The sequence below is a fragment of the Ruegeria sp. AH12 genome (assembly GCF_056541465.1).
In genome coordinates, this window is the sequence record NZ_JBQFYL010000002.1 from 25906 (window position 1) to 47015 (window position 21110).

General features: G+C 58.3%; 21 protein-coding genes and 1 tRNA gene. 9 read left to right on the forward strand and 13 right to left on the reverse strand.

Annotation, left to right across the window (positions count from 1 at the left end):
- The first annotated feature begins 47 nt into the window (after positions 1 to 47).
- Genes ACR0EL_RS04160 through ACR0EL_RS04170 form a run of 3 tightly spaced genes read left to right on the forward strand, consistent with a single transcriptional unit; the run spans position 48 to position 4136 of the window.
- Positions 48 to 695: an ABC transporter ATP-binding protein gene (locus ACR0EL_RS04160; protein ID WP_480498479.1), complete on the forward strand. Its 648-nt coding sequence runs from the start codon at positions 48 to 50 to the stop codon at positions 693 to 695.
- Entirely contained in the window at positions 692 to 3106 is a 2415-nt protein-coding gene (locus tag ACR0EL_RS04165) for an FtsX-like permease family protein (RefSeq protein ID WP_480498481.1), read from the forward strand. The genes ACR0EL_RS04160 and ACR0EL_RS04165 overlap by 4 nt, the downstream gene beginning before the upstream one ends.
- Positions 3096 to 4136 carry a lipocalin-like domain-containing protein gene (locus ACR0EL_RS04170; protein WP_480498483.1) on the forward strand — a complete coding sequence of 347 codons (1041 nt, stop codon included), beginning with the start codon at positions 3096 to 3098 and terminating at the stop codon, positions 4134 to 4136. Before ACR0EL_RS04165 ends, ACR0EL_RS04170 begins: the two co-directional genes overlap by 11 nt.
- On the opposite strand, the gene ACR0EL_RS04175 is transcribed toward ACR0EL_RS04170, so the two are convergent.
- The 5 genes from ACR0EL_RS04175 to ACR0EL_RS04195 form a co-directional block, all read right to left on the reverse strand.
- Entirely contained in the window at positions 4137 to 4568 is a 432-nt protein-coding gene (locus tag ACR0EL_RS04175) for a universal stress protein (RefSeq protein ID WP_170532978.1), read from the reverse strand.
- Positions 4565 to 7177, reverse strand: coding sequence for a TRAP transporter permease (locus tag ACR0EL_RS04180; RefSeq protein WP_480498486.1), 2613 nt, complete (start codon positions 7175 to 7177; stop codon positions 4565 to 4567). The genes ACR0EL_RS04175 and ACR0EL_RS04180 overlap by 4 nt, the downstream gene beginning before the upstream one ends.
- A gap of 102 nt (positions 7178 to 7279) precedes the next feature.
- Complete coding sequence (locus ACR0EL_RS04185) at positions 7280 to 8248, reverse strand: TAXI family TRAP transporter solute-binding subunit (RefSeq protein ID WP_480498488.1); 969 nt, start codon at positions 8246 to 8248, stop codon at positions 7280 to 7282.
- A 319-nt stretch (positions 8249 to 8567) separates the two neighbouring features.
- A complete protein-coding gene (locus ACR0EL_RS04190) occupies positions 8568 to 9779 on the reverse strand; it encodes a glycosyltransferase family 2 protein (RefSeq protein WP_480498998.1) in 1212 nt (403 codons plus the stop codon).
- A gap of 313 nt (positions 9780 to 10092) precedes the next feature.
- A tRNA-Leu gene (locus ACR0EL_RS04195) sits at positions 10093 to 10178 on the reverse strand.
- Positions 10179 to 10323: 145 nt separating this feature from the next.
- Between ACR0EL_RS04195 and ACR0EL_RS04200 the strand changes: the two genes are divergently transcribed.
- Together ACR0EL_RS04200 and ACR0EL_RS04205 are read left to right on the forward strand one after the other, a co-directional pair.
- Positions 10324 to 10902, forward strand: a complete 579-nt coding sequence (locus ACR0EL_RS04200; protein ID WP_170532969.1) for a YqaA family protein — start codon at positions 10324 to 10326, stop codon at positions 10900 to 10902.
- A complete protein-coding gene (locus ACR0EL_RS04205) occupies positions 10899 to 11366 on the forward strand; it encodes a disulfide bond formation protein B (RefSeq protein WP_480498490.1) in 468 nt (155 codons plus the stop codon). The genes ACR0EL_RS04200 and ACR0EL_RS04205 overlap by 4 nt, the downstream gene beginning before the upstream one ends.
- Here the strand turns inward: ACR0EL_RS04205 and ACR0EL_RS04210 are convergent.
- Positions 11363 to 11950 carry an HNH endonuclease gene (locus ACR0EL_RS04210; RefSeq protein ID WP_353007716.1) on the reverse strand — a complete coding sequence of 196 codons (588 nt, stop codon included), beginning with the start codon at positions 11948 to 11950 and terminating at the stop codon, positions 11363 to 11365. The two genes, ACR0EL_RS04205 and ACR0EL_RS04210, sit on opposite strands and share 4 nt — an antisense overlap.
- 212 nt (positions 11951 to 12162) lie before the next feature.
- Between ACR0EL_RS04210 and ACR0EL_RS04215 the strand changes: the two genes are divergently transcribed.
- Both ACR0EL_RS04215 and ACR0EL_RS04220 read left to right on the forward strand, forming a co-directional pair.
- Complete coding sequence (locus tag ACR0EL_RS04215; protein WP_480498492.1) at positions 12163 to 12768, forward strand: rRNA large subunit pseudouridine synthase E; 606 nt, start codon at positions 12163 to 12165, stop codon at positions 12766 to 12768.
- Between the two features lie 32 nt (positions 12769 to 12800).
- Positions 12801 to 13226 carry a VOC family protein gene (locus tag ACR0EL_RS04220; protein ID WP_480498494.1) on the forward strand — a complete coding sequence of 142 codons (426 nt, stop codon included), beginning with the start codon at positions 12801 to 12803 and terminating at the stop codon, positions 13224 to 13226.
- 6 nt (positions 13227 to 13232) lie between these two features.
- Here the strand turns inward: ACR0EL_RS04220 and ACR0EL_RS04225 are convergent, their stop codons facing one another.
- Genes ACR0EL_RS04225 through ACR0EL_RS04240 form a run of 4 tightly spaced genes read right to left on the reverse strand, consistent with a single transcriptional unit; the run spans position 13233 to position 15329 of the window.
- Positions 13233 to 13538 (reverse strand): putative quinol monooxygenase, encoded by a 306-nt coding sequence (locus ACR0EL_RS04225; RefSeq protein WP_480498495.1) that lies wholly within the window; start codon positions 13536 to 13538, stop codon positions 13233 to 13235.
- Positions 13535 to 14032, reverse strand: coding sequence for an N-acetyltransferase family protein (locus ACR0EL_RS04230; protein ID WP_480498497.1), 498 nt, complete (start codon positions 14030 to 14032; stop codon positions 13535 to 13537). The genes ACR0EL_RS04225 and ACR0EL_RS04230 overlap by 4 nt, the downstream gene beginning before the upstream one ends.
- Positions 14033 to 14034: 2 nt before the next feature.
- Positions 14035 to 14700 carry an alpha/beta hydrolase gene (locus ACR0EL_RS04235; protein WP_480498499.1) on the reverse strand — a complete coding sequence of 222 codons (666 nt, stop codon included), beginning with the start codon at positions 14698 to 14700 and terminating at the stop codon, positions 14035 to 14037.
- Positions 14697 to 15329, reverse strand: coding sequence for a DNA-3-methyladenine glycosylase family protein (locus ACR0EL_RS04240; protein ID WP_480498501.1), 633 nt, complete (start codon positions 15327 to 15329; stop codon positions 14697 to 14699). Before ACR0EL_RS04240 ends, ACR0EL_RS04235 begins: the two co-directional genes overlap by 4 nt.
- Positions 15330 to 15426: 97 nt before the next feature.
- Here ACR0EL_RS04240 and ACR0EL_RS04245 point away from each other — a divergent pair, with 97 nt between their 5' ends.
- Positions 15427 to 16653, forward strand: a complete 1227-nt coding sequence (locus tag ACR0EL_RS04245) for an MFS transporter (protein WP_480498503.1) — start codon at positions 15427 to 15429, stop codon at positions 16651 to 16653.
- Here the strand turns inward: ACR0EL_RS04245 and ACR0EL_RS04250 are convergent, their stop codons facing one another.
- The 3 genes from ACR0EL_RS04250 to cysS all read right to left on the reverse strand — a co-directional run bounded on the left by ACR0EL_RS04250 (position 16654) and on the right by cysS (position 20529).
- Positions 16654 to 17436, reverse strand: a complete 783-nt coding sequence (locus ACR0EL_RS04250) for a squalene/phytoene synthase family protein (protein WP_480498505.1) — start codon at positions 17434 to 17436, stop codon at positions 16654 to 16656.
- Entirely contained in the window at positions 17433 to 19067 is a 1635-nt protein-coding gene (cimA, locus tag ACR0EL_RS04255; RefSeq protein WP_480498507.1) for a citramalate synthase, read from the reverse strand. The genes ACR0EL_RS04250 and cimA overlap by 4 nt, the downstream gene beginning before the upstream one ends.
- 64 nt (positions 19068 to 19131) lie before the next feature.
- The gene (gene cysS, locus ACR0EL_RS04260) at positions 19132 to 20529 is read right to left on the reverse strand and encodes a cysteine--tRNA ligase (protein ID WP_480498509.1); all 1398 of its coding nucleotides are present in this window, start codon (positions 20527 to 20529) and stop codon (positions 19132 to 19134) included.
- A gap of 207 nt (positions 20530 to 20736) precedes the next feature.
- Between cysS and ACR0EL_RS04265 the strand changes: the two genes are divergently transcribed.
- Entirely contained in the window at positions 20737 to 21081 is a 345-nt protein-coding gene (locus ACR0EL_RS04265; RefSeq protein WP_480498510.1) for an MmcQ/YjbR family DNA-binding protein, read from the forward strand.
- Positions 21082 to 21110 lie beyond the last annotated feature (29 nt).

Genomic DNA, 21110 nt, shown 5'->3' on the forward strand with positions numbered 1-21110 from the left:
ATGGGTGAATTACGTTGCACATCCTGCATGAAAAAGCGGGGCAGATCATGCTGTTGACGATCGACAAGGTGCAGAAATCCTATCCCGGCGGGCGGCCTGTCCTGCGTGATGTGTCGCTGACCCTGGATCAGGGGCAGACACTGGCCCTGACCGGTGAAAGTGGCAGCGGCAAATCCACTTTGCTGAACCTGGCCGCGGCGCTAGATAGCTTCGATGCGGGCGAGATCATACTGGATGGCACGGCGCTGTCAGCGTTGGATGATGCGGGTCGCGCCGCGTTGCGCCGTCACAAAGTCTCTTTGGTGTTTCAGCAGTTTAACCTGATCCCGTCCTTGACTGTTTCACAAAACCTGTCCTTTCACGCCCACCTAGCTGGCTTTCATGACCAGGCTTGGAGCACCCATCTGGCTGATCGACTGGGATTGTCCGATTTGCTGGATCGTTCCCCCGAAAACCTCTCTGGCGGGCAGCAACAGCGCGTCGCCATCGGCCGCGCCATGGCTGTGCGGCCCAAACTGCTGCTGGCGGATGAGCCGACGGGTAACCTAGACGAAACGGCCAGCGCCAATGTGCTGGATCTGATGCTGTCCCTGGTTGCCGATACCGGCGCCGCTTTGCTGCTGGTGACCCATTCGCAAGACATTGCCGCGCGGCTTGACCGGCGCGTTCATCTGGCAGGTGGTCGCATCGAATGACCAGGGCCGTCATACAGGCGCTGCTATCACATTGGCGCGCGCATTGGCTGCAGCTGGCGACGCTGCTGATCGGCATCGCCTTGGCAACCGGTCTGTGGTCTGCTGTGCAAGCCATCAACGCCGAAGCACGCGCAAGCTATGCGCGGGCCAATGCGCAACTGGCCTTGGGGCAGTTTGACGAACTGCGCGATCCCAGCGGCCCAATCCCTTTGTCCCGATATGCCGAGCTGCGCCGGGCGGGCTGGCAGGTCGCTGCCGTTCTGGAAGGTCCTTATCGTGCCCAGGGTCGTACACTACGGGTGATGGGCGTAGATATGGTGGCCTACCCTTCCCTGCCTGCTGTGACGGAAACCGAGCAGAGCGCTGATCCACCAGAACCGGCTGACATCTTGACGGCTCCGGGCCGCTTGCTTGTTCATCCGGACCTTGCGCCGCTAATCTCTTCGGTCGAAGGATTGCCGCCGATCATCCTCAGCACATCGTTGCCTGCCGATGTGATTTTGACCGATATCGGTGTGGCCGAAACCCTACTGGACCAACGCGGCAAGATTTCCCGGCTTGTGGTTTTGCCAAACCAGCCACGCGGACGCCCGCCCCTGTCGCAAGTCGCACCTGAGCTACAGCGGATCAGCCCGGCCTCGCAGGTTGATACGGCACAGCTGACGGACAGTTTTCACCTGAATCTGACCGCTTTCGGATTACTGTCCTTCGCCGTCGGGTTATTCATTGTGAACGGTACTGTCGGGTTGGCCTTCGCTCAACGGCGCGGCATGATCCGAACCTTGCGTGCCTTGGGCGTTTCAATGAGGAGGCTGGTGTGGACAGTGTTGGTCGAACTGACAGTACTGGCCTGTATCGGCGGGGGTTTGGGCCTGATCCTGGGTTTCTTTCTCGCAGGCGCGTTGCTGCCGGACGTGGCCGCAACCTTGCGCGGGCTCTATGGTGCCCCTGTCACCGGACAGCTGAGCCTGCAGCCAAGCTGGGCGCTGGCCGGTATGGCCATGGCGCTTCTTGGCACCTTAGGGGCCAGTGGTCATGCGCTGTGGCGCTTGTCTCGTATGCCACTGCTCGAAGGTCCCGGCATTCAGGCCTGGAGCGGTAGCGGGCGATCACACAGCCTGATCGGGATAGTTGGAGTGGGCCTGATCGCCTTTGGATGCGCTCTCTATTTCGGCGTAGGTGGTCTGCTTGGGGGCTTTGCACTGCTCGCTGGGCTGTTGACCGGTGCGGCACTGGTTTTGCCCTGGTTCCTGTCGCTTGTCCTGACGATCTTTGCCGGGAAAGCACGCAGGCCGGTGTCTCAATGGATTTGGGCAGATATGCGGGCGCAACTGCCTGGGCTTTCCTTGGCACTGATGGCCCTGTTGCTGGCGCTGGCGGCCAATATCGGTGTCGGCACGATGGTATCGAGTTTTCGGCTGACCTTTGTCGGCTGGCTGGATCAACGCCTGACTTCGGAACTGTATGTGACCGCCGAAGATGATCAGCAAGCGCTCGAAGTTACAGATTGGCTGGCCCCTCAGGTCGATGCGATTCTGCCCATCCGCAGTGTCGAATTGGCCCATGAAACGGGACCGCTGTTCTTGTATGGCGTGGTCGATGACCCGGTCTACAGGGATCATTGGCCGTTGATCGCGCGATCAGATGGCGATTGGGATCGGGTGATGTTAGGACAGGCAATCCTCATTAACGAGCAACTGGCCCGGCGCGCGGACCTTTGGCCCGGAGACACTCTGGTGCTTTCGGCGACGGCCTCTCTGCCCATTGCAGGCGTCTATTCCGACTATGGCAATCCAACCGGTCAGGCCATCGTATCGATGTCTCGCCTAGATCAAATCGCGCCGGGGGCCGAAGCAAGACGGTTCGGCATTCGTATGGACCCAGATCAAGCTACCGAGATGGCGCAATCCCTGCGTACGCAGTTCGATATGCCTTCGCGCAGCGTGGTTCAGCAGGCGGCGATGAAGGCGCAATCCCGGGCGATATTCGAGAAAACCTTTGTCGTGACCTCTGCTCTGAATATCCTGACCCTTGGGGTTGCCGGATTTGCCATTCTGACCAGCCTGCTCACCCTTTGGACGCAGCGCCTGCCCCATATCGCGCCGGTCTGGGCCTTGGGTCTGAACCGTGCGCAACTGGCCAGGTTCGAGCTGTTGCGCAGTGTCCTGCTGGCCGCATTGACCGCCTGCCTGGCTTTGCCCTTGGGGCTGGTTCTGGCCTGGGTCTTGCTAGCCGTCATCAATGTGCAGGCCTTTGGATGGCGCCTGCCAATGTTCCTGTTCCCTTGGGATTGGTTGTATCTGTTCCTTCTGACACTACTGGCCGCTTTCGTTGCCGCAGCCCTGCCTGCCCTGCGATTGCTGCGCCTGCCCCCGGCCAGCCTGCTGAGAGTGTTTGCCAATGAACGTTAGAGCGTTTCTTCTGTTCCTGCTGGTCTGGCTGCCGACATCCTCATTAACGCAGGGCTATGCCGGTCTGGGAGGGTCGGCAGACGGGTTTGACGTGCCACAGCGCGGGGTTCTGTTCGAGTTCCCGAGAGATCACGGGCCGCATCCCAGCTACCGGATCGAATGGTGGTATCTGACCGCCAATCTCAAAGGGGATGACGGGCGCGACTATGGCATCCAGTGGACCTTGTTTCGCTCGGCCCTCAAACCCTTTGACCTCGACGGTTGGCAAAGCCCTCAGATATGGATGGGCCATGCCGCTGTCACCACGCCTGAACGTCACTACTTTGCCGAACGTCTGTCACGCGGCGGCATAGGTCAGGCAGGCGTCACGGCCGAACCCTTCGCCGCCTGGATCGACGAATGGCGCATGAGCGGTCCGGATTTTGATTCGCTGTCCCTGACCGCAAACGGAGAGGATTTTGGGTACACCCTGTCCCTAAATGCCCAAGGCCCATTGGTGTTTCACGGCGAGGATGGCTATTCGGTCAAATCCGCCGATGGGCAAGCCAGCTACTACTATTCTCAACCCTTCTATGCGGTCGAAGGCACATTGCACCTGCCTGACGGCGATATCACCGTTACCGGTACTGCGTGGCTGGACCGCGAATGGTCCTCGCAACCCTTGGCAGAAGATCAAAGCGGATGGGATTGGTTCTCGCTCAGCTTCGACGATGGTGACAAGCTGATGGCGTTTCGCTTGCGCGGGGATCGCGGCGACTTCACCGCCGCCACATGGATCAATGCGGATGGAAGCGCCGAGGCACTACCGAACGGCTCTGCCACATTCACTCCACTAGAGATCGCACCTGTAGCCGGACGAGATGTGCCGGTTCGCTGGCAGGTCAGCCTGCCGGATCGGGGGCTGGACGTCGATGTCGCTGCCCTAATCCCGGACGCCTGGATGGCGACACGTTTTGAGTATTGGGAAGGCCCAGTCACTGTAACAGGCAGCCACGCGGGGCGCGGCTATCTGGAAATGACCGGGTATTGATCAGCGCACCACGTAGACCGAGGCCGTGGCGTGGCGCACCACACGTGCAGCATTGGGGCCCAATAGGTAGTCTTTGAAATCAGGCTTATGGGCACCGATTACGATCAGGTCGGAGCCGGCACCCTCTGCTGTTTTTAGGATTTCCTGATAGGCTGTGCCAGTAGCCACCACGTGGCGCATAGCGGCGTTGCGTTCCGCTCCAAGTACAGAGACGCAAAGGTTTGCCAGCTTGTCATGCGCCTCGGCCAGCGCCTTATCGTGGAAGTCAGGCTCGAAAAAGCCCGACACCCAGCTTTCGCCGAAATCCGGAAGCACGGTCACAACATCCAGCTGCGCCCCGTCCAGATCCGCCAGCCTGGCGGCCTGTTTCAAAACCGGACTATCCAGATCGCCATTGCTGATATCGACAGCGCAAAGAACTGATTTGGTCATGCTGTCACCTCTTCTTGTCTGGCGGCCCGGCCGCGTTGCAGGAAGGCGATCAGAGCCAGCAGGATCATCGCCGGTATATAGACCAACTGTTTCGGAGGCTGGCTGGACGGCAAGCTGACCGAGGTCAGACGCACCGGCTCGTCCCCATAATAGTCGAAGATACCCAGATCATCGGCCACAGGCGTGCCAAACAGCGGCTCCTCAAGCTTGATCAGCCCGTCTTCGGGGATCAGGATCAGCCCCATCGCCTCGACCCGCGCCGCGCCACCCTCTTCGTCGCCAACGGTGACAACAACGGTGGTGTCGGCCATTTCAAGTGTGTCGAAATCCGGACCGGATATGACCAGTCGCACCTCAGAACCTGGCGGTGCTTGACCTATCGTTTCTTCAAACGCAGCTGGTTCAACCGACTGGAACGGAGGCGAGATGCGGTCCATGAAGTAATCTGGCCGGAACAGCGCAAAGGCAACGAAGATCAGCGCGATGCTTTCGTAGATGCGGCTATGGGTCAGGAAATAGCCCATCGTGCCAGCCGTAAAGACCAGTATAGCGATGGTTGCAAATATAGCGACGATTATACCTTCGACCCACGTCACATCGATCAACAGAAGATCCGTGTTGAAGATGAAAACGAAAGGCAGTGCTACGGTCCGCAAGCTGTAGAAGAACGCGGTAAAACCGGTCTTGATCGCATCACCGCCCGATACCGCGGCGGCCGCGAAGCTTGCCAAACCAACAGGCGGCGTCACGTCTGCCATGATCCCAAAGTAGAATACGAACAGGTGCACTGCGATTAGCGGCACGATCAGCCCGTTTTGCGCACCCAGCTCTACGACCACACCAGCCATCAGTGAGCTGACGACGATATAGTTCGCCGTGGTCGGCAGACCCATCCCCAGGATCAGGCTGAGGATACCGACCATGATCAACATCAGGATCAGATTGCCGCCCGACAGGAACTCGACCAGATCGGCCATCACCTGACCCACACCAGTCAGGGTCACGGTGCCCACGATTACACCTGCGGTGGCCGTGGCCAAGGCGATCCCGATCATGTTGCGCGCGCCGTCGATCAGGCCTTGCCACAAATCAGCAACTCCGTCGATGAAGCGGTTGTAGACCTCGCTCTCGCCCCGGAAGATCGCCTTGAGCGGCTTCTGCGTCAGCAGGATCACGAACAACAGCGCCGTTGCCCAGAAGGCAGACAGACCGGGTGATTTCTGCTCGATCATCAGGAAGTAGACCAGCACGATGATCGGCAGCAAATAATGCAGACCAGCCTTGTAGATGTCGGCGATAACCGGCAGCTCGACCTCTTTGGCATTTGGATCGTCCGGCTCAAGGTCAGGGACCTGCGCGGCCAGATACAGCAGAGCGACGTATACTGCACAGACGATAAGGCTCAGCACGATGCCAGCAGCGGTCGGAACCATGCTGGTGACTGCTTCGACCGGGTATTGCGAGCCGTAGCACAGTCCAGCAAAGACGATGAAAAAGGACAGCATTCCGACCACGGTCCGCGCAAGGTGAACCTCACGGTTGCCCAGCGTCGGCATGTTCCGCTTCACAGCTTCCAGATGCACGATATAGACCAGCGCGATATAGGAAATCGCCGCGGGCAGGAAGGCATGGGTGATGACCTCAACGTAGGAAATACCCACATACTCCACCATCAGGAAGGCCGCAGCCCCCATCACGGGTGGCATTATCTGGCCGTTCACGGATGAAGCAACCTCGACCGAGCCCGCCTGTTCACTACTAAAGCCCACGCGCTTCATCAGTGGAATGGTGAAAGTACCGGTGGTGACAACGTTGGCAATCGATGAGCCCGAGATCAGGCCGGTCGCCGCCGAACCCACAACAGCCGCCTTGGCCGGGCCACCCCGCAGGTGGCCGAGGGCCCCAAAGGCCATCTTGATGAAGTAGTTCCCTGCCCCGGCCTTGTCGAGCAACGCCCCGAACAGAACGAACAGGAAAACGAATTTCGTCGAAACACCAAGCGCGATGCCAAACACGCCCTCGGACGTGATCCACATGTGGCTCATCGCTTTTTTCAGGCTGGCCCCTTTCCAGCGGATAACTTCGGGCACCCATTCGGAAGAACCAAAGAATACGTAGGCGAGGAAAATCGTTGCAATGATTGCCATTGCCGGGCCAAGCGCGCGGCGCGCGGCCTCGAACAGCAACAGCAAGCCGCCCAGTGCAACCCATTTGTCGGTATCATCTGCAAGACCACCTGCATTGACGATCTTGTCATAGAAAAAATAGCCATACAGCGCGACAAACGCTCCCAACAGGCCCATGATCCAATCCTGTATGGGGATATAGTCACGCGGGCTGGATTTCAGCGCCGGATAGGCCGCAAAGGCCAGAAACATCGCAAAGGCCAGATGAAACTGCCGCGAGTTGTTCACGATACTGCCTGGCAGCACATAGTTCGCTATGGGCGAGGCCAAAACGACCTGAAAGATCGACCAGATCGCCGCAACAATGGCCAGGAAAATCCCGACATTGCCGACCGGATTACGCCCGCCCGCATCAGATGAGGCTACAAGATCCTGAAGCTCTTCTTCGGATAGCGGACGATTGGATTGTGTGTCGGAACTCATGCAAATGTCTCCCCGTCGCGACCATTTTTGGCCTTCTAAATTACCCGCTTTGTGCGGGTTTGGGTTGCAGGGCGCCCGTAAGCGCCCTGCTTTAGGTCTGGCTTACTGAATCCAGCCTTTTTCTTTGTAGTACTTCTCGGCGCCCGGATGCAGCGGAGCCGACAGGCCGTCCGCGATCATCTCTTCGGGCTTGAGGTTCGCAAAGGCCGGGTGAAGCTTTTTGAAGTCATCGAAGTTTTCGAAAACCGAGCTGACAACCGCATAAACCGCGTCATCCGACACATCCGCCGAGGTCACGAAAGTCGCACCCACGCCGAAGGTTGCTGTGTCGCCGTCCGATCCACGATACATGCCACCAGGAATGGTCGCAGTCCGGTAGAACGAGTTGTCATCGACCAGCTTGTTTACCGCGTCACCGCTGACGTTCACCAGAACGGAGTCGCAAGCTGTGGTTGCTTCCTGAATCGAACCCGAGGGGTGACCCACGGTATAAACCATCGCGTCGATCTGGTTGTCGCACAGGGCCGCCGACTGTTCAGCCGCCTTCAACTCGGTCGCCAGTTCGAAATCGTCGGTGGTCCAGCCCATTTCGCCCAGCAGAACCTCCATGGTGCCGCGCTGACCGGAACCGGGGTTGCCGATGTTGACGCGTTTGCCCTTCAGGTCTTCAAAGTTGGCGATGCCGGCATCGGCACGCGCCACAACGGTGAATGGCTCAGGGTGAACCGAGAAGACGGCGCGCAGGTTCTCGAAAGGACCAGCTTCTTCGAACTTCGAGCTGCCATTATAGGCGTGGTACTGCCAGTCAGACTGCGCCACACCAAACTCCAGTTCACCTTCGCGGATGGTGTTGATGTTGTAAACGGAACCGCCGGTCGATTCGACCGAGCAGCGCACGCCATGTTCCTTGCGGCCTTTGTTCACCAAACGGCAGATCGCGCCACCGGTCGGATAGTAAACGCCAGTCACGCCGCCGGTGCCGATTGTGATGAACTCTTCGGCATAAGCCGCAGGTGCCATCATCGCAGCGGTCACAAACGCGCCGAGGCTAAGCTTGCTGCTGTTTTTCATGTAAAAACTCCCATTTTTTTGGTGTGGGCGGTAAAAGCCAAAAACCCTGCAATAGCGAGGGAGAGCGCTGGTATCTTAGAACCGGCTGCCCTGCAACTGCTGCTACTTTTGAATTTTTCCAATGTCTCCCAACATCTTCGAGGTTTCATTCAGATACAATGAATGTCAAGGCCAGCCCCTCGCAGATCGCGCCAAAGCAGCATATCTGAGGCTGTTTTTTGAACTTTCCCCGTTAAGCCATCAAAGACGAAGCAGGCTGCCCGCTTACACGGACAGCCCTTTGAAACTGTTGGTCAGCATTCTCCTAAGATCGGAAACGTCAGTTGGAATCGGTGCTTTGTTCCCGGGTTGGAATCTCAATAATCCCGAACAAGAATGCAGCAAAGGCGGTTTGTACCGAAACAGCCATCAGGCTGAACCCGGCTACAGTCAGGCGTGTTGGCAAAGGGTTTTCGATATTCCCAAACCCCAGGCGCGCCCATTGGCCGAAAGCCACACCGAACAGGATGACACCGAACAGGAACAACCAAAACGCAAACAGGGCGATATTGTCAGTTGTGGCCCAGCTTCGAAGAATCCGGCTGGGCTCACCCACTGGTAGCAATCCGCTCCGAGTCGCCATCATCCGCGCCAAGGCGCCAAAGGTCAGCAACTGGGTTCCAAGGATGGTGATCACACAGGCGGCGATAAAGGTGTTAGTACCCAACTCAACCGAGCCCGCAACCTGAACAGGACCAAACATCAGGATCAGAGCGGCTAGCCCGCCCAAAACACTAAAAAATAGCCCCGGATAGACAAACAGCCAGCGCGGATTGTGCATAAGCAAAAACTTGAGGTGGCGCCATCCATCCCGCCAAGTGCGCAGATGCGGCGGGCGGCTTCGACCATCGGGCCGCAGCGTCGTCGGCACCTCGGCAATTTTCAGACGCGACATCGCGGATCGCGTCACCATCTCCGAGGCGAACTCCATACCCGAGGTGTGCAGTTGAAGATCCCGGATCGAGTCACGCCGAAATCCGCGCAGACCGCAGTGAAAATCGCCAATACTGATGTTGAACAAAAGCCGGCCAATGAAGCTGAGCACCGGGTTGCCCAGATATCTGTGCAGAAACGGCATCGCACCATCCGAGATACCGCCTTTGAATCGGTTGCCCATGACCAGATCGTTTCCGGCCCGCAGCGCCTCAACAAAAGGATCGAGGCTCGAGAAATCATAGCTGTCATCCGCATCGCCCATGATCACATAGGTGCCCAAGGCTGCATCGATCCCGCCCGAGAGCGCCGCCCCATATCCTTTTTGCGGGACATTCACGACTCGCGCACCCAGAGCCTGAGCCATTTCAATCGAACCATCGGTGCTGCCATTATCGGCAATCAGCACCTCGCCCTTGATCTGCGCGCGTTCAATAAAATCCTGCGCTTTCTTGATACAAATCTCGATTGTTTCCGCCTCGTTCAGACAAGGCATCAAAATCGTAAGTTCAAGCGCGTCGGTCTGGCCGACGGGCTTGGCGGTTTCTGAATTACCCACCAATGGAACGCACCTTTCAAATCAATACACTAATCAATATTCCACGCGCAGATCAGATTTGTAAGTGAACCATATCCTACATCTGCCGGTGTTTGCGTGAATGTTGGCAACAAAGCCTCCACAAAGCCGGCATTAATTCCTGAAGTCAAAAAAACACACACAATCCAGTCAGCGCGCCAAACCTAGGTGGTTTTTTGATTCAGGTACAGCCTTGTGAAGCACCAGAATACGTCATCCGCTTAGATTTCAAGGTTCACTAACCAAAGGGCGCGCTGCTTTTGCGCCTCGATACAGTCTAAAATGCACAAAGGTGTGGTGCCCAAGGAGAGACTCGAACTCTCACGCCCGTGAAGGCGGGGGATTTTGAATCCCCTGCGTCTACCATTCCGCCACTTGGGCCACGGACACTGGATTAGCGCCCCCGTGCGGGAAGGTCCAGAGGCAAAAATCAACCAGCTTTCGGTTTGTTTGGCCGCCAGCAGTTGACGGGTCCGTGGGTGCATGATTTGGCTTGCACGGGCAAAGACCGGGATTTGAGTAGACTATGTTACGATCGCTTTACGACTGGACCATTCGACTGGCCGAGCACCCCCATGCGCTTTGGGCGCTGGCGATTGTAGCATTCATCGAAAGCTCGTTTTTCCCGATCCCGCCGGATGTGCTGATGATCCCGATGATTCTGGCGCGCCCTTCGCGCGCTTGGCTTATCGCCGGTGTTGCGCTGGTTGCATCGGTCCTGGGCGGTCTGTTGGGTTATGCGATCGGGGCATTTGCCTATGAAAGCATTGGCCAACCCATTCTGGAATCGATGGGCAAGGCCCACGCGATGGAAGAGTTCAACACCCGTTTCAACGATTTCGGGTTCTGGGCTGTACTGGCCGCAGGCGTCACGCCCTTCCCCTACAAGGTTATCACCATCATGTCGGGCTGGACGGGCATGCCGCTTGGCACCTTCATAGCCACGTCGATTCTGGCGCGTGCTCTTAGGTTCTTTCTTGTGGCAGGCCTTCTTTGGAAATTTGGCGAACCGATCCGCGATTTCATTGAAAAGCGTCTGGGCCTGATGTTCACATTGTTCATCATTCTGCTGTTCGGCGGCTTTCTAGCGGTGCGATACCTATGACACAGCGCAGTATTCTGATTGGTCTCGCCGCCGGCGGCTCGGCGGCCTTGTTGCTAGGGGCCTGGGGTTTCCAATATCTCGGCGGACTTGCGCCTTGCCAAATGTGTGTCTGGCAGCGTTATCCACATGGCGCTGCATTTGTCATCGGGCTGATTGCGCTGATGCTGCCCTCTCTTCGCCTGTTGCCTTTAGCAGGCGCAATTTCAGCGCTGACAAGTGCAGGCATTGGCCTGTTTCACGCCGGTGTCGAACAAGGCTGGTGGGAAGGCCCGACCAGTTGCACATCCGGCAGCATTGGCGGGATGTCCGCAGAAGAACTAATGAACCAGATCATGTCCGCCCCGCTGGTACGATGTGACGATATCCCGTGGCAAATGCTGGGCTTGTCTCTGGCTGGCTGGAACGCCGTTGTGTCTTTGGGCTTAGCGTTGATCTGGATCGCGGCCTGGCGGTCCAAGACCTAGAACTCATCCAGTTCTGCATCCCAGTACAGGAAGTCGATCCAGCTGTCGTGCAAGTGGTTTGGCGGAAACTTGCGGCCAATGTTACGCAAAGCCTCAGCATCGGGCTGGCGCGGTGGTTTGCGCAGGCTCATACCTGCCTGACGCAGGGATTTAGACCCTTTGCGCAGATTGCACGGGCTGCACGCCGCCACCACGTTCTGCCAGCTTGTCACCCCGCCTGCCGCGCGCGGGACCACGTGGTCAAAGGTTAGGTTATCCCGGCTGCCGCAGTACTGACAGCGGAACTCATCCCTCAGAAATAAATTAAAGCGCGTGAAGGCCACGCGCTTTCTGGGTTTTACATAGTCTTTCAAAACAACGACCGAGGGTATTCGAATCTCGGTACTCGGGCTTCGAACGACTTCGTCATATTCAGCCACGATGTCGACCCTGTCCAGCCAGGCGGCTTTGATCGCCTCTTGCCAGGGCCACAGCGAGAGCGGGTAGTAAGACAAGGGGCGGTAATCGGCATTCAAAACCAAGGCCGGGTGATGCTTGAGCGTCCCCGGCTCTCTTACAAATTCGGTCCTGAAGTCTCCGTCCATCACAGAATCGCTCCTCGCTCTCAGCTGCCCGTTTGTGACACCAGAGCGGAGAGCACCCGCCCCGGTCTTAAGATAACTATATATCGTGGTAAATCTCTGACAAGCCCTGAGTTTCCACAATATGTCGCTGATTGGGTAAGCCGAATCCGTAACAGGCGCATGACAGTTATCCACAGGTTGCGCACAGCGTGTTTTGCAGGCTATGGCGGGGCATGTCCTGGTTCATTCGATTCAATAAACCCTTTAATGTTTTGCCGCAGTTCACAGACCGCGCGAATGCAGACTCGCCGCGCAGCACCCTGTCGGACTTTATCGACCTGCCCGGCGTCTACCCTGCAGGTCGGCTGGATCGGGACAGCGAAGGGCTGATGCTTTTGACCGACAATGGGAGACTGCAGGCACAGATATCGGATCCCAAACACAAGATGGCAAAAACCTATTGGGTTCAGGTTGAAGGTGAACCTGACGCGGTCTCAATGAAAGCGCTGAGGGACGGACTTGAGCTGAAGGATGGCCTGACTCGCCCCGCCAAAGTACGTCAGATGGATGAGCCAGAGGGCCTGTGGCCCCGCACCCCGCCAATCCGAGAGCGTAAGACCGTGCCCGACAGCTGGATCGAACTGACGATCCGCGAAGGCAAGAACCGGCAGGTGCGCCGGATGACGGCTGCCGTCGGCCTGCCAACTTTACGCCTGATCCGCTACCGCATCGGCGACTGGACTTTGGACGATCTTGAGCCTGGCCAATGGGACAGCCTACCCCCGCCCACTCTGAATGCGGCCCCGCAACGCAAACGAGACAGACGCGCACGGCGGTGACACGGCCCGCTTCTTTCTGCTAAAATACGGCCATGAAACTTACGCCAGACATCCCTGCCCCGTCAGGTATTCTGGAGGCTGCGCTGTATGTCGATGACCTGGATGCAGCCGAACAGTTTTATGGTGAGGTATTGGGGCTGGAGCGCATTCAGCGTATCAAAGACCGGCACGCGTTTTATCGTGTTGGCGGGTCCGTTCTATTGCTGTTCAACCCGGATCAAACCGAACAACCACCCTTAAACCCCAACCTGCCCGTGCCGCCTCATGGCGCGCGTGGTGCAGGGCATGTATGCCTTGTGCTGACCCGCGATGAAATCTCAGCCATGCGCAAACACCTTCTGGATTGGAATGTCCCGATCGATGCCGAGTTCGACTGGCCCAGCGGCGCGCGGTCACTCTACATCCGCGACCCCGCAGGCAATTCGGTCGAGTTTGCCGAGGGCCATTTGTGGGGCTGATCCAGATCAGCCGAGCGGCTGCTTCTCACCGCCGACAATTTTGTAGATCTCGCTGGAAATCAGACCAACCTCGGCCAAAGTTGCGCGAAACACGGCCATATGGGGCGTTGCAAAATGCGCCTCAAGCGCAGCTTGATCCTGCCATTCTTCGTAAACGCGAATCCGCGTGTTGTGCCCCAGCACCTGACTGAATTCATAGACCAGACAACCGGTCTCTTTCACGGTTTCCGCAACCATCTGCTGCGCGGCCTCGCGGGCCCGTTCGACCCCGGCCTCATTCACTTCCACAACGCCTGTGACAACCAGCATCATCTATCCTCCGTCAGACTATAGCGTTTCGATATGCGATTGACCGGAGTGCCGTCCCGAAGCGGTACGCCGTATGCAACCGAGTAGTCGCGGAAACCCATTTTTTCATAATAGCTTAAGCCAAGAAGGTTATCCGCTCGGATCGTGGCATTGATCGCGGCAAATCCCAATGCACCTGCCGTTTTGACTGTCTCGGCAGACAGGGCCCGGCCTGCGCCCCGCAGCACCGGGTTTCGGCGGGTGAACGTGGCGACATCGGCGCAATTCTCGGGCAAGGCCTCATGCGTGCCAAGCCATTGAAACCCCGCGACATCGCCTTGATCATCTAGCGCAACGTGGCAACATATCTTGTCTGCCCCATCCAGATAGCTTTGCGCAAAAAGGGCATCCGAGAACGGGATTTCAAAAGCAGTCGTGCCACCCGCCGCGATGATATCATTGAGGATGCGGCAAGCTTCGGCTACATCCTCTGGCATCATCGGGCGGACGGCAATCATCGCTAAAAGCTCAGCTTGTCACGCATGAAGGCCAGTGCAACGCTTAGCCCATCAGGTGCGATACCGTGGCCGGTTCCCTTCATCACATGCGCATAGACCTCTTTGAAATCAGCAGCTTGAAGAGCTTCTGCTGCCTCGGGCAGCGATTGCGGCGGAACCACATCATCCGCGTCGCCATGAACCAGCAGGATCGGCATCCGGCTGACGGTTTCATCGGGCAGCAGATCGGGTTCCAGCAACCGGCCAGAGAACGCAACGATCCCGGCTACCGGGTCTTCACGCCGCGGGGCAACATGCAGGCTCATCATTGTGCCCTGAGAGAAACCGAACAGAACGACCTGCTCAGGCAGGACATCTTCATCCACCATCAGCGCATCCAGAAAGGCGTTGAAATCATCCGCTGCCATTTCCATTCCGCGCCTTGCTTCTTCCTCGGACGAGCCGTCAATCCACGGGATCGGGAACCATTGAAAGCCGTTTGGCATTCCGGGAATCTGCTCGGGTGCATCGGGGGACACGAACAGCGTATCGGGCAAATGTTCACCCAGTGGATCAGCAAGACCCAGAAGATCGGCGCCATTGGCCCCATAGCCGTGTACGAACACCACGACCGAGCGTGTGTCGCCTGAAACCGGCTCTTTCCGGAGCGCGTTCAAAACCCGTGTCATCTGATCCCTTCTCTTTTCTTGGCCACCCGGTAATAGGCCCACAAAACGCGTGCCGCAACTGATCGCCAAGGCGACCAGGCTTCGGCCATCTGGCGCAGTTCCTTGTCGGTTGGACGTTGGGGTAGATTATAAAGCACCCGAGCGGCCTCTTGCAGGGCCAGATCACCCGGCGCGATCACATCGGCCCGGCCCAGTGAGAACATGGCATAAATCTCGGCGGTCCAAACGCCAATGCCGGGAACCTGTGTCAGAGTTTTGACGACATCCGCATCAGCTACACCGCGTAACGCATTGTAATCAATGCGCGCCTCAGCCAGTGCGCGTGCATATCGAACCTTCTGACGGCTAAGGCCAACAGCGCGCAAATCCTCATCCGTGGCCCACATGATCTTGCGCGGTCCGGTCAGCTTTGCATGCTGCATCCGCGTCCAGATCGCGTTGGCCGAGGCCACGCTGACCTGCTGGCTGACAATCGCACTGAGCAGTTGGGCAAAGCCGTCTGGCTTGCGCCGCAGAGGCAAAGGGCCGGTCTGCTCCATCGCATAAGCCATGCGCGGGCAGGTGTTGGCCAGCCACTCGGCCCCTTCCGTCACGCAATCGGGCGTTTCAATGATGCGACCTACGGACATGCGCTCTCTGTCTTGTGATACGGGTTGCACGTTAGGGGGATTAGCCTCAGATGCAAGCCGCTTGTGCCCCGGCGCGTTCACCGATACGCATTGGCCCATGACACTGACGACAGCCACCCCGGACGACTCGCAAGCCAAACGCAACGTAGCGGTTTTGGTCGCTGCGCAATCCATCCTGGGCGCGCAAATGCCGATGATCTTCATCGTTGGTGGATTGGCCGGTCAGTCCCTGGCCAGCAACCCCTGCCTTGCGACGCTGCCAATCTCGCTGATCGTTCTGGGATCGATGCTGGCGGCCACGCCTGTCTCGGCCATCATGCAACGCTGGGGGCGCCGAACCGGCTTCCTTGTCGGGGCAACAGCCGGGGCCTTGGGCGGCCTGATCGGAGCCTATGGCCTTTATCTGGGGTCCTTCCCGATCTTCCTGCTGGGCAGCCTTTTGACCGGTATCTACATGAGCGCGCACGGGTTTTATCGCTTTGCCGCAGCAGACACCGCATCCGATGAGTTCCGACCCAAGGCAATTTCCTACGTGATGGCAGGCGGTTTGGCCGCAGCGATCATCGGGCCGCAGATTGTCAAACTGACATCAGAGTCTTATGTGATCCCGTTCCTCGGCACATACGTGGCAGTGATCGCCCTGAACGTGATCGGATCGGCGCTGTTCTTCTTTCTCGACATTCCGACCCCGCCGAAACCGACCGAAGATGCGCCCAAGGGCCGCTCGCGGTTAGAGCTGCTGAAAACCCCGCGCATCGCTGTTGCGATCATCTGTGCGATGGTGTCCTACGCGTTGATGAACCTTGTGATGACCTCGACCCCTCTGGCGGTTGTGGGCTGCGGCTTCTCGGCCAATGACGCGGCTGATGTGGTCACCTATCACGTGCTGGCAATGTATGTTCCCAGCTTTTTCACGGGTCACCTGATCGCGCGCTTTGGCGTGGAAAAGATTGTGGCCCTTGGCCTTGCGATCCTGGCCGGAGCCGGAGTTGTCGCCTTGCAGGGCGTCGAGTTGGAGAACTTCTTCATCGCCCTGATACTGCTGGGCATTGGCTGGAACTTTGGCTTTATCGGCGCAACCAGCATGCTGGCCGCGTCGCACGAAGTGCATGAGCGTGGTCGGATGCAGGGCCTGAACGACCTGTTGGTATTCGGCGGTGTGACCGTTGCTTCGCTGGCTTCGGGCGGATTGATGAACTGTTCCGGGGGATCACCGGTTGAAGGTTGGACTGCCGTCAATCTCGCCATGATCCCGCTGCTGACCCTGGCTGGTGGCGCATTGCTATGGCTGGTCCTCAGACCCGCCGATGCAAAAACAGCCTGATCACCAGCGGCCGGTCGCGGCGGTCCACATTAACGACAACCGCCGCCGCACCTCGCTCTGCGCCAACGCGCCTGCCGCGACCCGGTCGGGCTGTGCGGTCACCCGTTTCAAAATCCATTCTGCCTGCCACCCGAGGTAAAGCGCCGGACGCGCTGCATCCGACACCCCAGACCGGTTTGATCTCGCCCGAGCCAGTCGCGCCAACGCCGTTTCTGCCAGTACCCTCACGCCTTCGGGTCTGCCATCCAACAATGGTATACGCCCACGCGCCTCAAGCTCTGGGATCGCGCGAAACCAATTCGCCACGCCCACGCCATAGCCGAAATCGCGCAACACATCCTCATCCGCTGCCCCAAGGGACTGAGCCGCAGCCACCAGCAACGCGCCAGAACTGTGATTGATATAGGCGTCAAAATGTTCCTGATCCTCAAACGGATCGCGATAGATATCCCAACGTCGCACCGCCACATATTCATCCAGCATTCCGGCCAGATGGGGCGACAGAACCCGAGACAAAGGCGTGACAACCTCGTGCCGCCGCACGGTCGGCCCTTGCGCTATCTCCTGCAGGGCATCGCGCCACCATTGCAGGCGCATTTCGGCAATCATCGTCTCTTGCGTCACCCAAGGGGCGCGCGCGACCTCGACATTCAGTGCATAGATCGGAAACAAAACCGCCCGCGCCGCAACCGGAGCGGCCATTGCCGCCAGAAACCGATCGGGATCTGCCTTGTGCACCAAGGCGGCACAGGCTTTGACATCTTCGTCAAATGCAGCCGTCACTCTGCCGCCGCCTGCTGAGGGTCACAATCGCGCACCAGTTTCCATTGGATCGCATCCAACAACGCCTCGAAGGACGCATCGACTATGTTCGCGCTGACCCCAACGGTAGACCAACGCCGCCCCTGCCCGTCTTCGCTGTCGATGATGACGCGTGTCACCGCCTCGGTCCCGCCTTGAGTGATCCGCACCTTGAAGTCAACTAGCCGCATATCCTCCAGCACCTGCGAATACTGCCCCAGGTCCTTGGCCAGCGCCTTAGCCAGAGCGTTCACTGGTCCCCGGTCACTGCCTTGTTCGTCGTGGGATTCACTGACCGATAGTTTCTTTTCACCGTCGACCTTCACCACAACCACAGCCTCGGACAGGCTGACCATCTTGTTGTACTTGTTTTTGCGCCGCTCAACCGTGACCTTATAGCGCTTAACCTCGAAGAATTCGGGCAGTTGGCCAAGCTCATCCCGCGCCAAAAGTTCGAAACTGGCCTGCGCGGTGTCATACGAATACCCCTCAGCCTCACGCTGTTTGATCCGCTCAAGGATGCGCCCCAAAGCTGGGTCTCCGTTTTCCACGGACAGCCCGGCCTCGGTCAGGCGCTTGCGTAGATTCGACTGCCCAGCCTGGTTTGACATCGGAATGATCCGCGCATTGCCCACCGTTGCCGGATCGACATGTTCGTAGGTCGATGGATCCTTGAGAATCGCGCTGGCGTGCAGCCCTGCCTTATGCGCAAAGGCAGAGGCCCCCACATAGGCCGACTGCTTACTGGGCACCCGGTTCAGGATATCGTCTAGCATCCGACTGATCCGCGTCAGACCGGCCAGCGCCACAGGGCTGACACCGATCTCGAACTGCGAGGCATAGGGTTCCTTCAGCAACAAGGTCGGGATCAGAGCCGTCAGGTTTGCATTGCCACACCGCTCTCCTAGCCCATTCAAGGTCCCTTGAATTTGCCGTGCACCTGCATCGACAGCGGCCAAAGAACAGGCCACCGCATTCTCGGTATCGTTGTGGGTGTGAATACCCAATCGATCCCCTGGCAGACCAGCTGCGATCAGCTCTGATACGATGCGCCCAACCTCGCCAGGCAATGCGCCGCCATTGGTATCGCACAGCACAACCCAGCGCGCGCCAGCCTCCAGCGCAGCGCGGCAAACCTCAGTCGCATAGGCCGGATTGTCTTTGTACCCGTCAAAGAAATGCTCGGCATCGAACAGAGCTTCACGCCCCTGCGCCACCAGATGTGCAACCGAGGCGCGGACGTTCTCGACATTCTCCTCCAGCGAAATGCCAAGCGCGTGGGTCACGTGATAATCATGCGACTTGCCGACCAGACAGACCGCCTGCGTGCCCGCATTCATCACCGCTGCCAGAACGTCGTCATTTTCTGCCGACCGGCCTGAACGCTTGGTCATCCCAAACGCCGTCAAACGGGCAGCCGTCTTCGGAGCGACGTCAAAAAACGCGCTGTCAGTCGGGTTCGCCCCGGGCCAACCGCCTTCGATGTAATCGACCCCCAACTCATCCAGCGCCTGCGCAATCTGAACCTTCTCAGCGGTCGAGAATTGCACCCCTTGCGTCTGCTGCCCGTCGCGCAGGGTTGTGTCATACAGATAGAGGCGGGTTTTGGTCATTGGTCTGGCTCTTTGGCTTGTTCGGGCATCGCCCCGCCCGGACAGTTCCGGGCGAAGCATTTGATTATACGCTTTCCAGCTTCGACGCGTCGAAACCCGATCCGGCGATGATCTCAACAGCGTCCTTGCTCATGCGCACTTCCAGACCTGCGGCAAGATAGGCGGATTTCAATCGATCCACTTCCGAGAAATCCCTGCTCACCATGGCTTCTGCACGCGCGGTTGCCAGCTTTTCTTCGTATTCCGAGAAATCCGCCGCTGCAATGGCAGCCCAGCCACCCATCTCATCCGTCAGCAGGCCCAGAACTTGCGCACTTGCAAGCAACGCCGCAGCGTCACCGTCCGAAGCCAGACGGTGAAGCTCGGCGATAGCACCCGCTGTATTTAGGTCATCCGCAAGCGCTGAAACCACCGAGGGTGCCGCGCTGGCGGCGGGCTCGATGCCCGCTGTCAGCGCCCGCCACTTGCGCAGCGTTGCCTTGGCTTCGCGAGCCTTCTTCTCGGTCCAATCCATCGGTTTGCGATAATGGGTCTGCAGGAAAACAAAGCGGATCACCTCACCCGGCACGCCCTGTTCCAACAGGTCATGCACGGTGAAGAAATTACCCAGCGACTTGGACATTTTCTTGCCTTCGACCTGCAACATCTCATTATGCATCCAGACCCGAGCGAACTCACCCTCGGGGTGCGCGCAGCAGCTTTGGGCGATCTCGTTCTCATGGTGCGGGAACATAAGGTCATTGCCGCCACCGTGGATGTCGAAACTGTCGCCCAGCAACTCATAGGACATGGCCGAGCATTCGATATGCCAGCCCGGACGGCCCCGGCCCCAAGGCGACTCCCATCCGGGCAGTTCATCAGTCGAAGGCTTCCACAGCACGAAATCCATCGGGTTCTTCTTGTAAGGCGCAACTTCAACCCGCGCCCCAGCGATCATGTCATCGACCGACCGGCCCGAGAGCTTGCCGTATTCGTCCTTCCACGAGTCCACCGCAAACAACACGTGACCTTCGGCTTCATAGGCATGGCTCTTGGAGATCAGGTCTTCGATCATCTCAATCATCTGCGGGATAAACTCAGTTGCGCGTGGCATCTGGTTCGGTTCCAGCGTCCCAAGCGCGCCCATATCATGCAGATACCACCCGATGGTCTCATCCGAGCGTTCGTGGACCAACTGCTCCAAAGACCCTTCGGCACCGGCTTGTTTGCGCTTCAGCGCGGTCGCGTTGATCTTGTCGTCCACGTCGGTGAAATTGCGCACATAGGTGACGTGATCCGCACCATAGACATGGCGCAGCAACCGATACAGCATGTCGAACACAACCACAGGTCGCGCATTGCCCAGATGGGCACGGTCATAGACAGTCGGCCCACAGACATACATCCGCACGTTGTCAGGATCGATCGGAACGAAGTCTTCCTTCGTCCGTGTCCGTGTGTTGTGCAGTTTGAGTGTCGTCATCACTTGGGCTCCTAAAGCGTGCGCGTTGGCGCGGGCTTAGCAACTTGTCTCAGAGATGAAAACGAAAGATACCGGCCCGCTTGATAAATCAGCAGGTAATGCAGCAGATAATGATGCAGGTCATCCGGTTCATAGCGCTGGCATACCACGCGCAACACGCCAAGCCAAGGCTTGAGTTTGCCTCACCTCCCCTGCATGGTGCCGCACATGAGCCGGGATTTCGTCAACTCTGTGTGCCGCGCCCTACCAGGTGCTGAATGGTCCGACCCTTGGGGCGGCGGCCATGATGCGTGGAAGGTGGGCGACAAGATGTTTGCCTGCATCGGGATTGCCAATGATGGCGTCTCGGTCAAAACAGCCGATATCGAAACCGCACAAATGCTGATCGATGCAGGTGTCGGCGTCAAAGCCTCGTATTTCCACCGCAGTTGGATCCGCCTGCCCTTTGACGCGGACGAGGAAGAACTGAGGCACCGCCTGACAGCGTCTTATGATCTGGTCCGTGCCTCATTGACGAAAAAGGTTCGGGCGACCCTTCCCGCGCGCAGCTGATTGACCATCGCGAGCCGTTCGAAACTTCG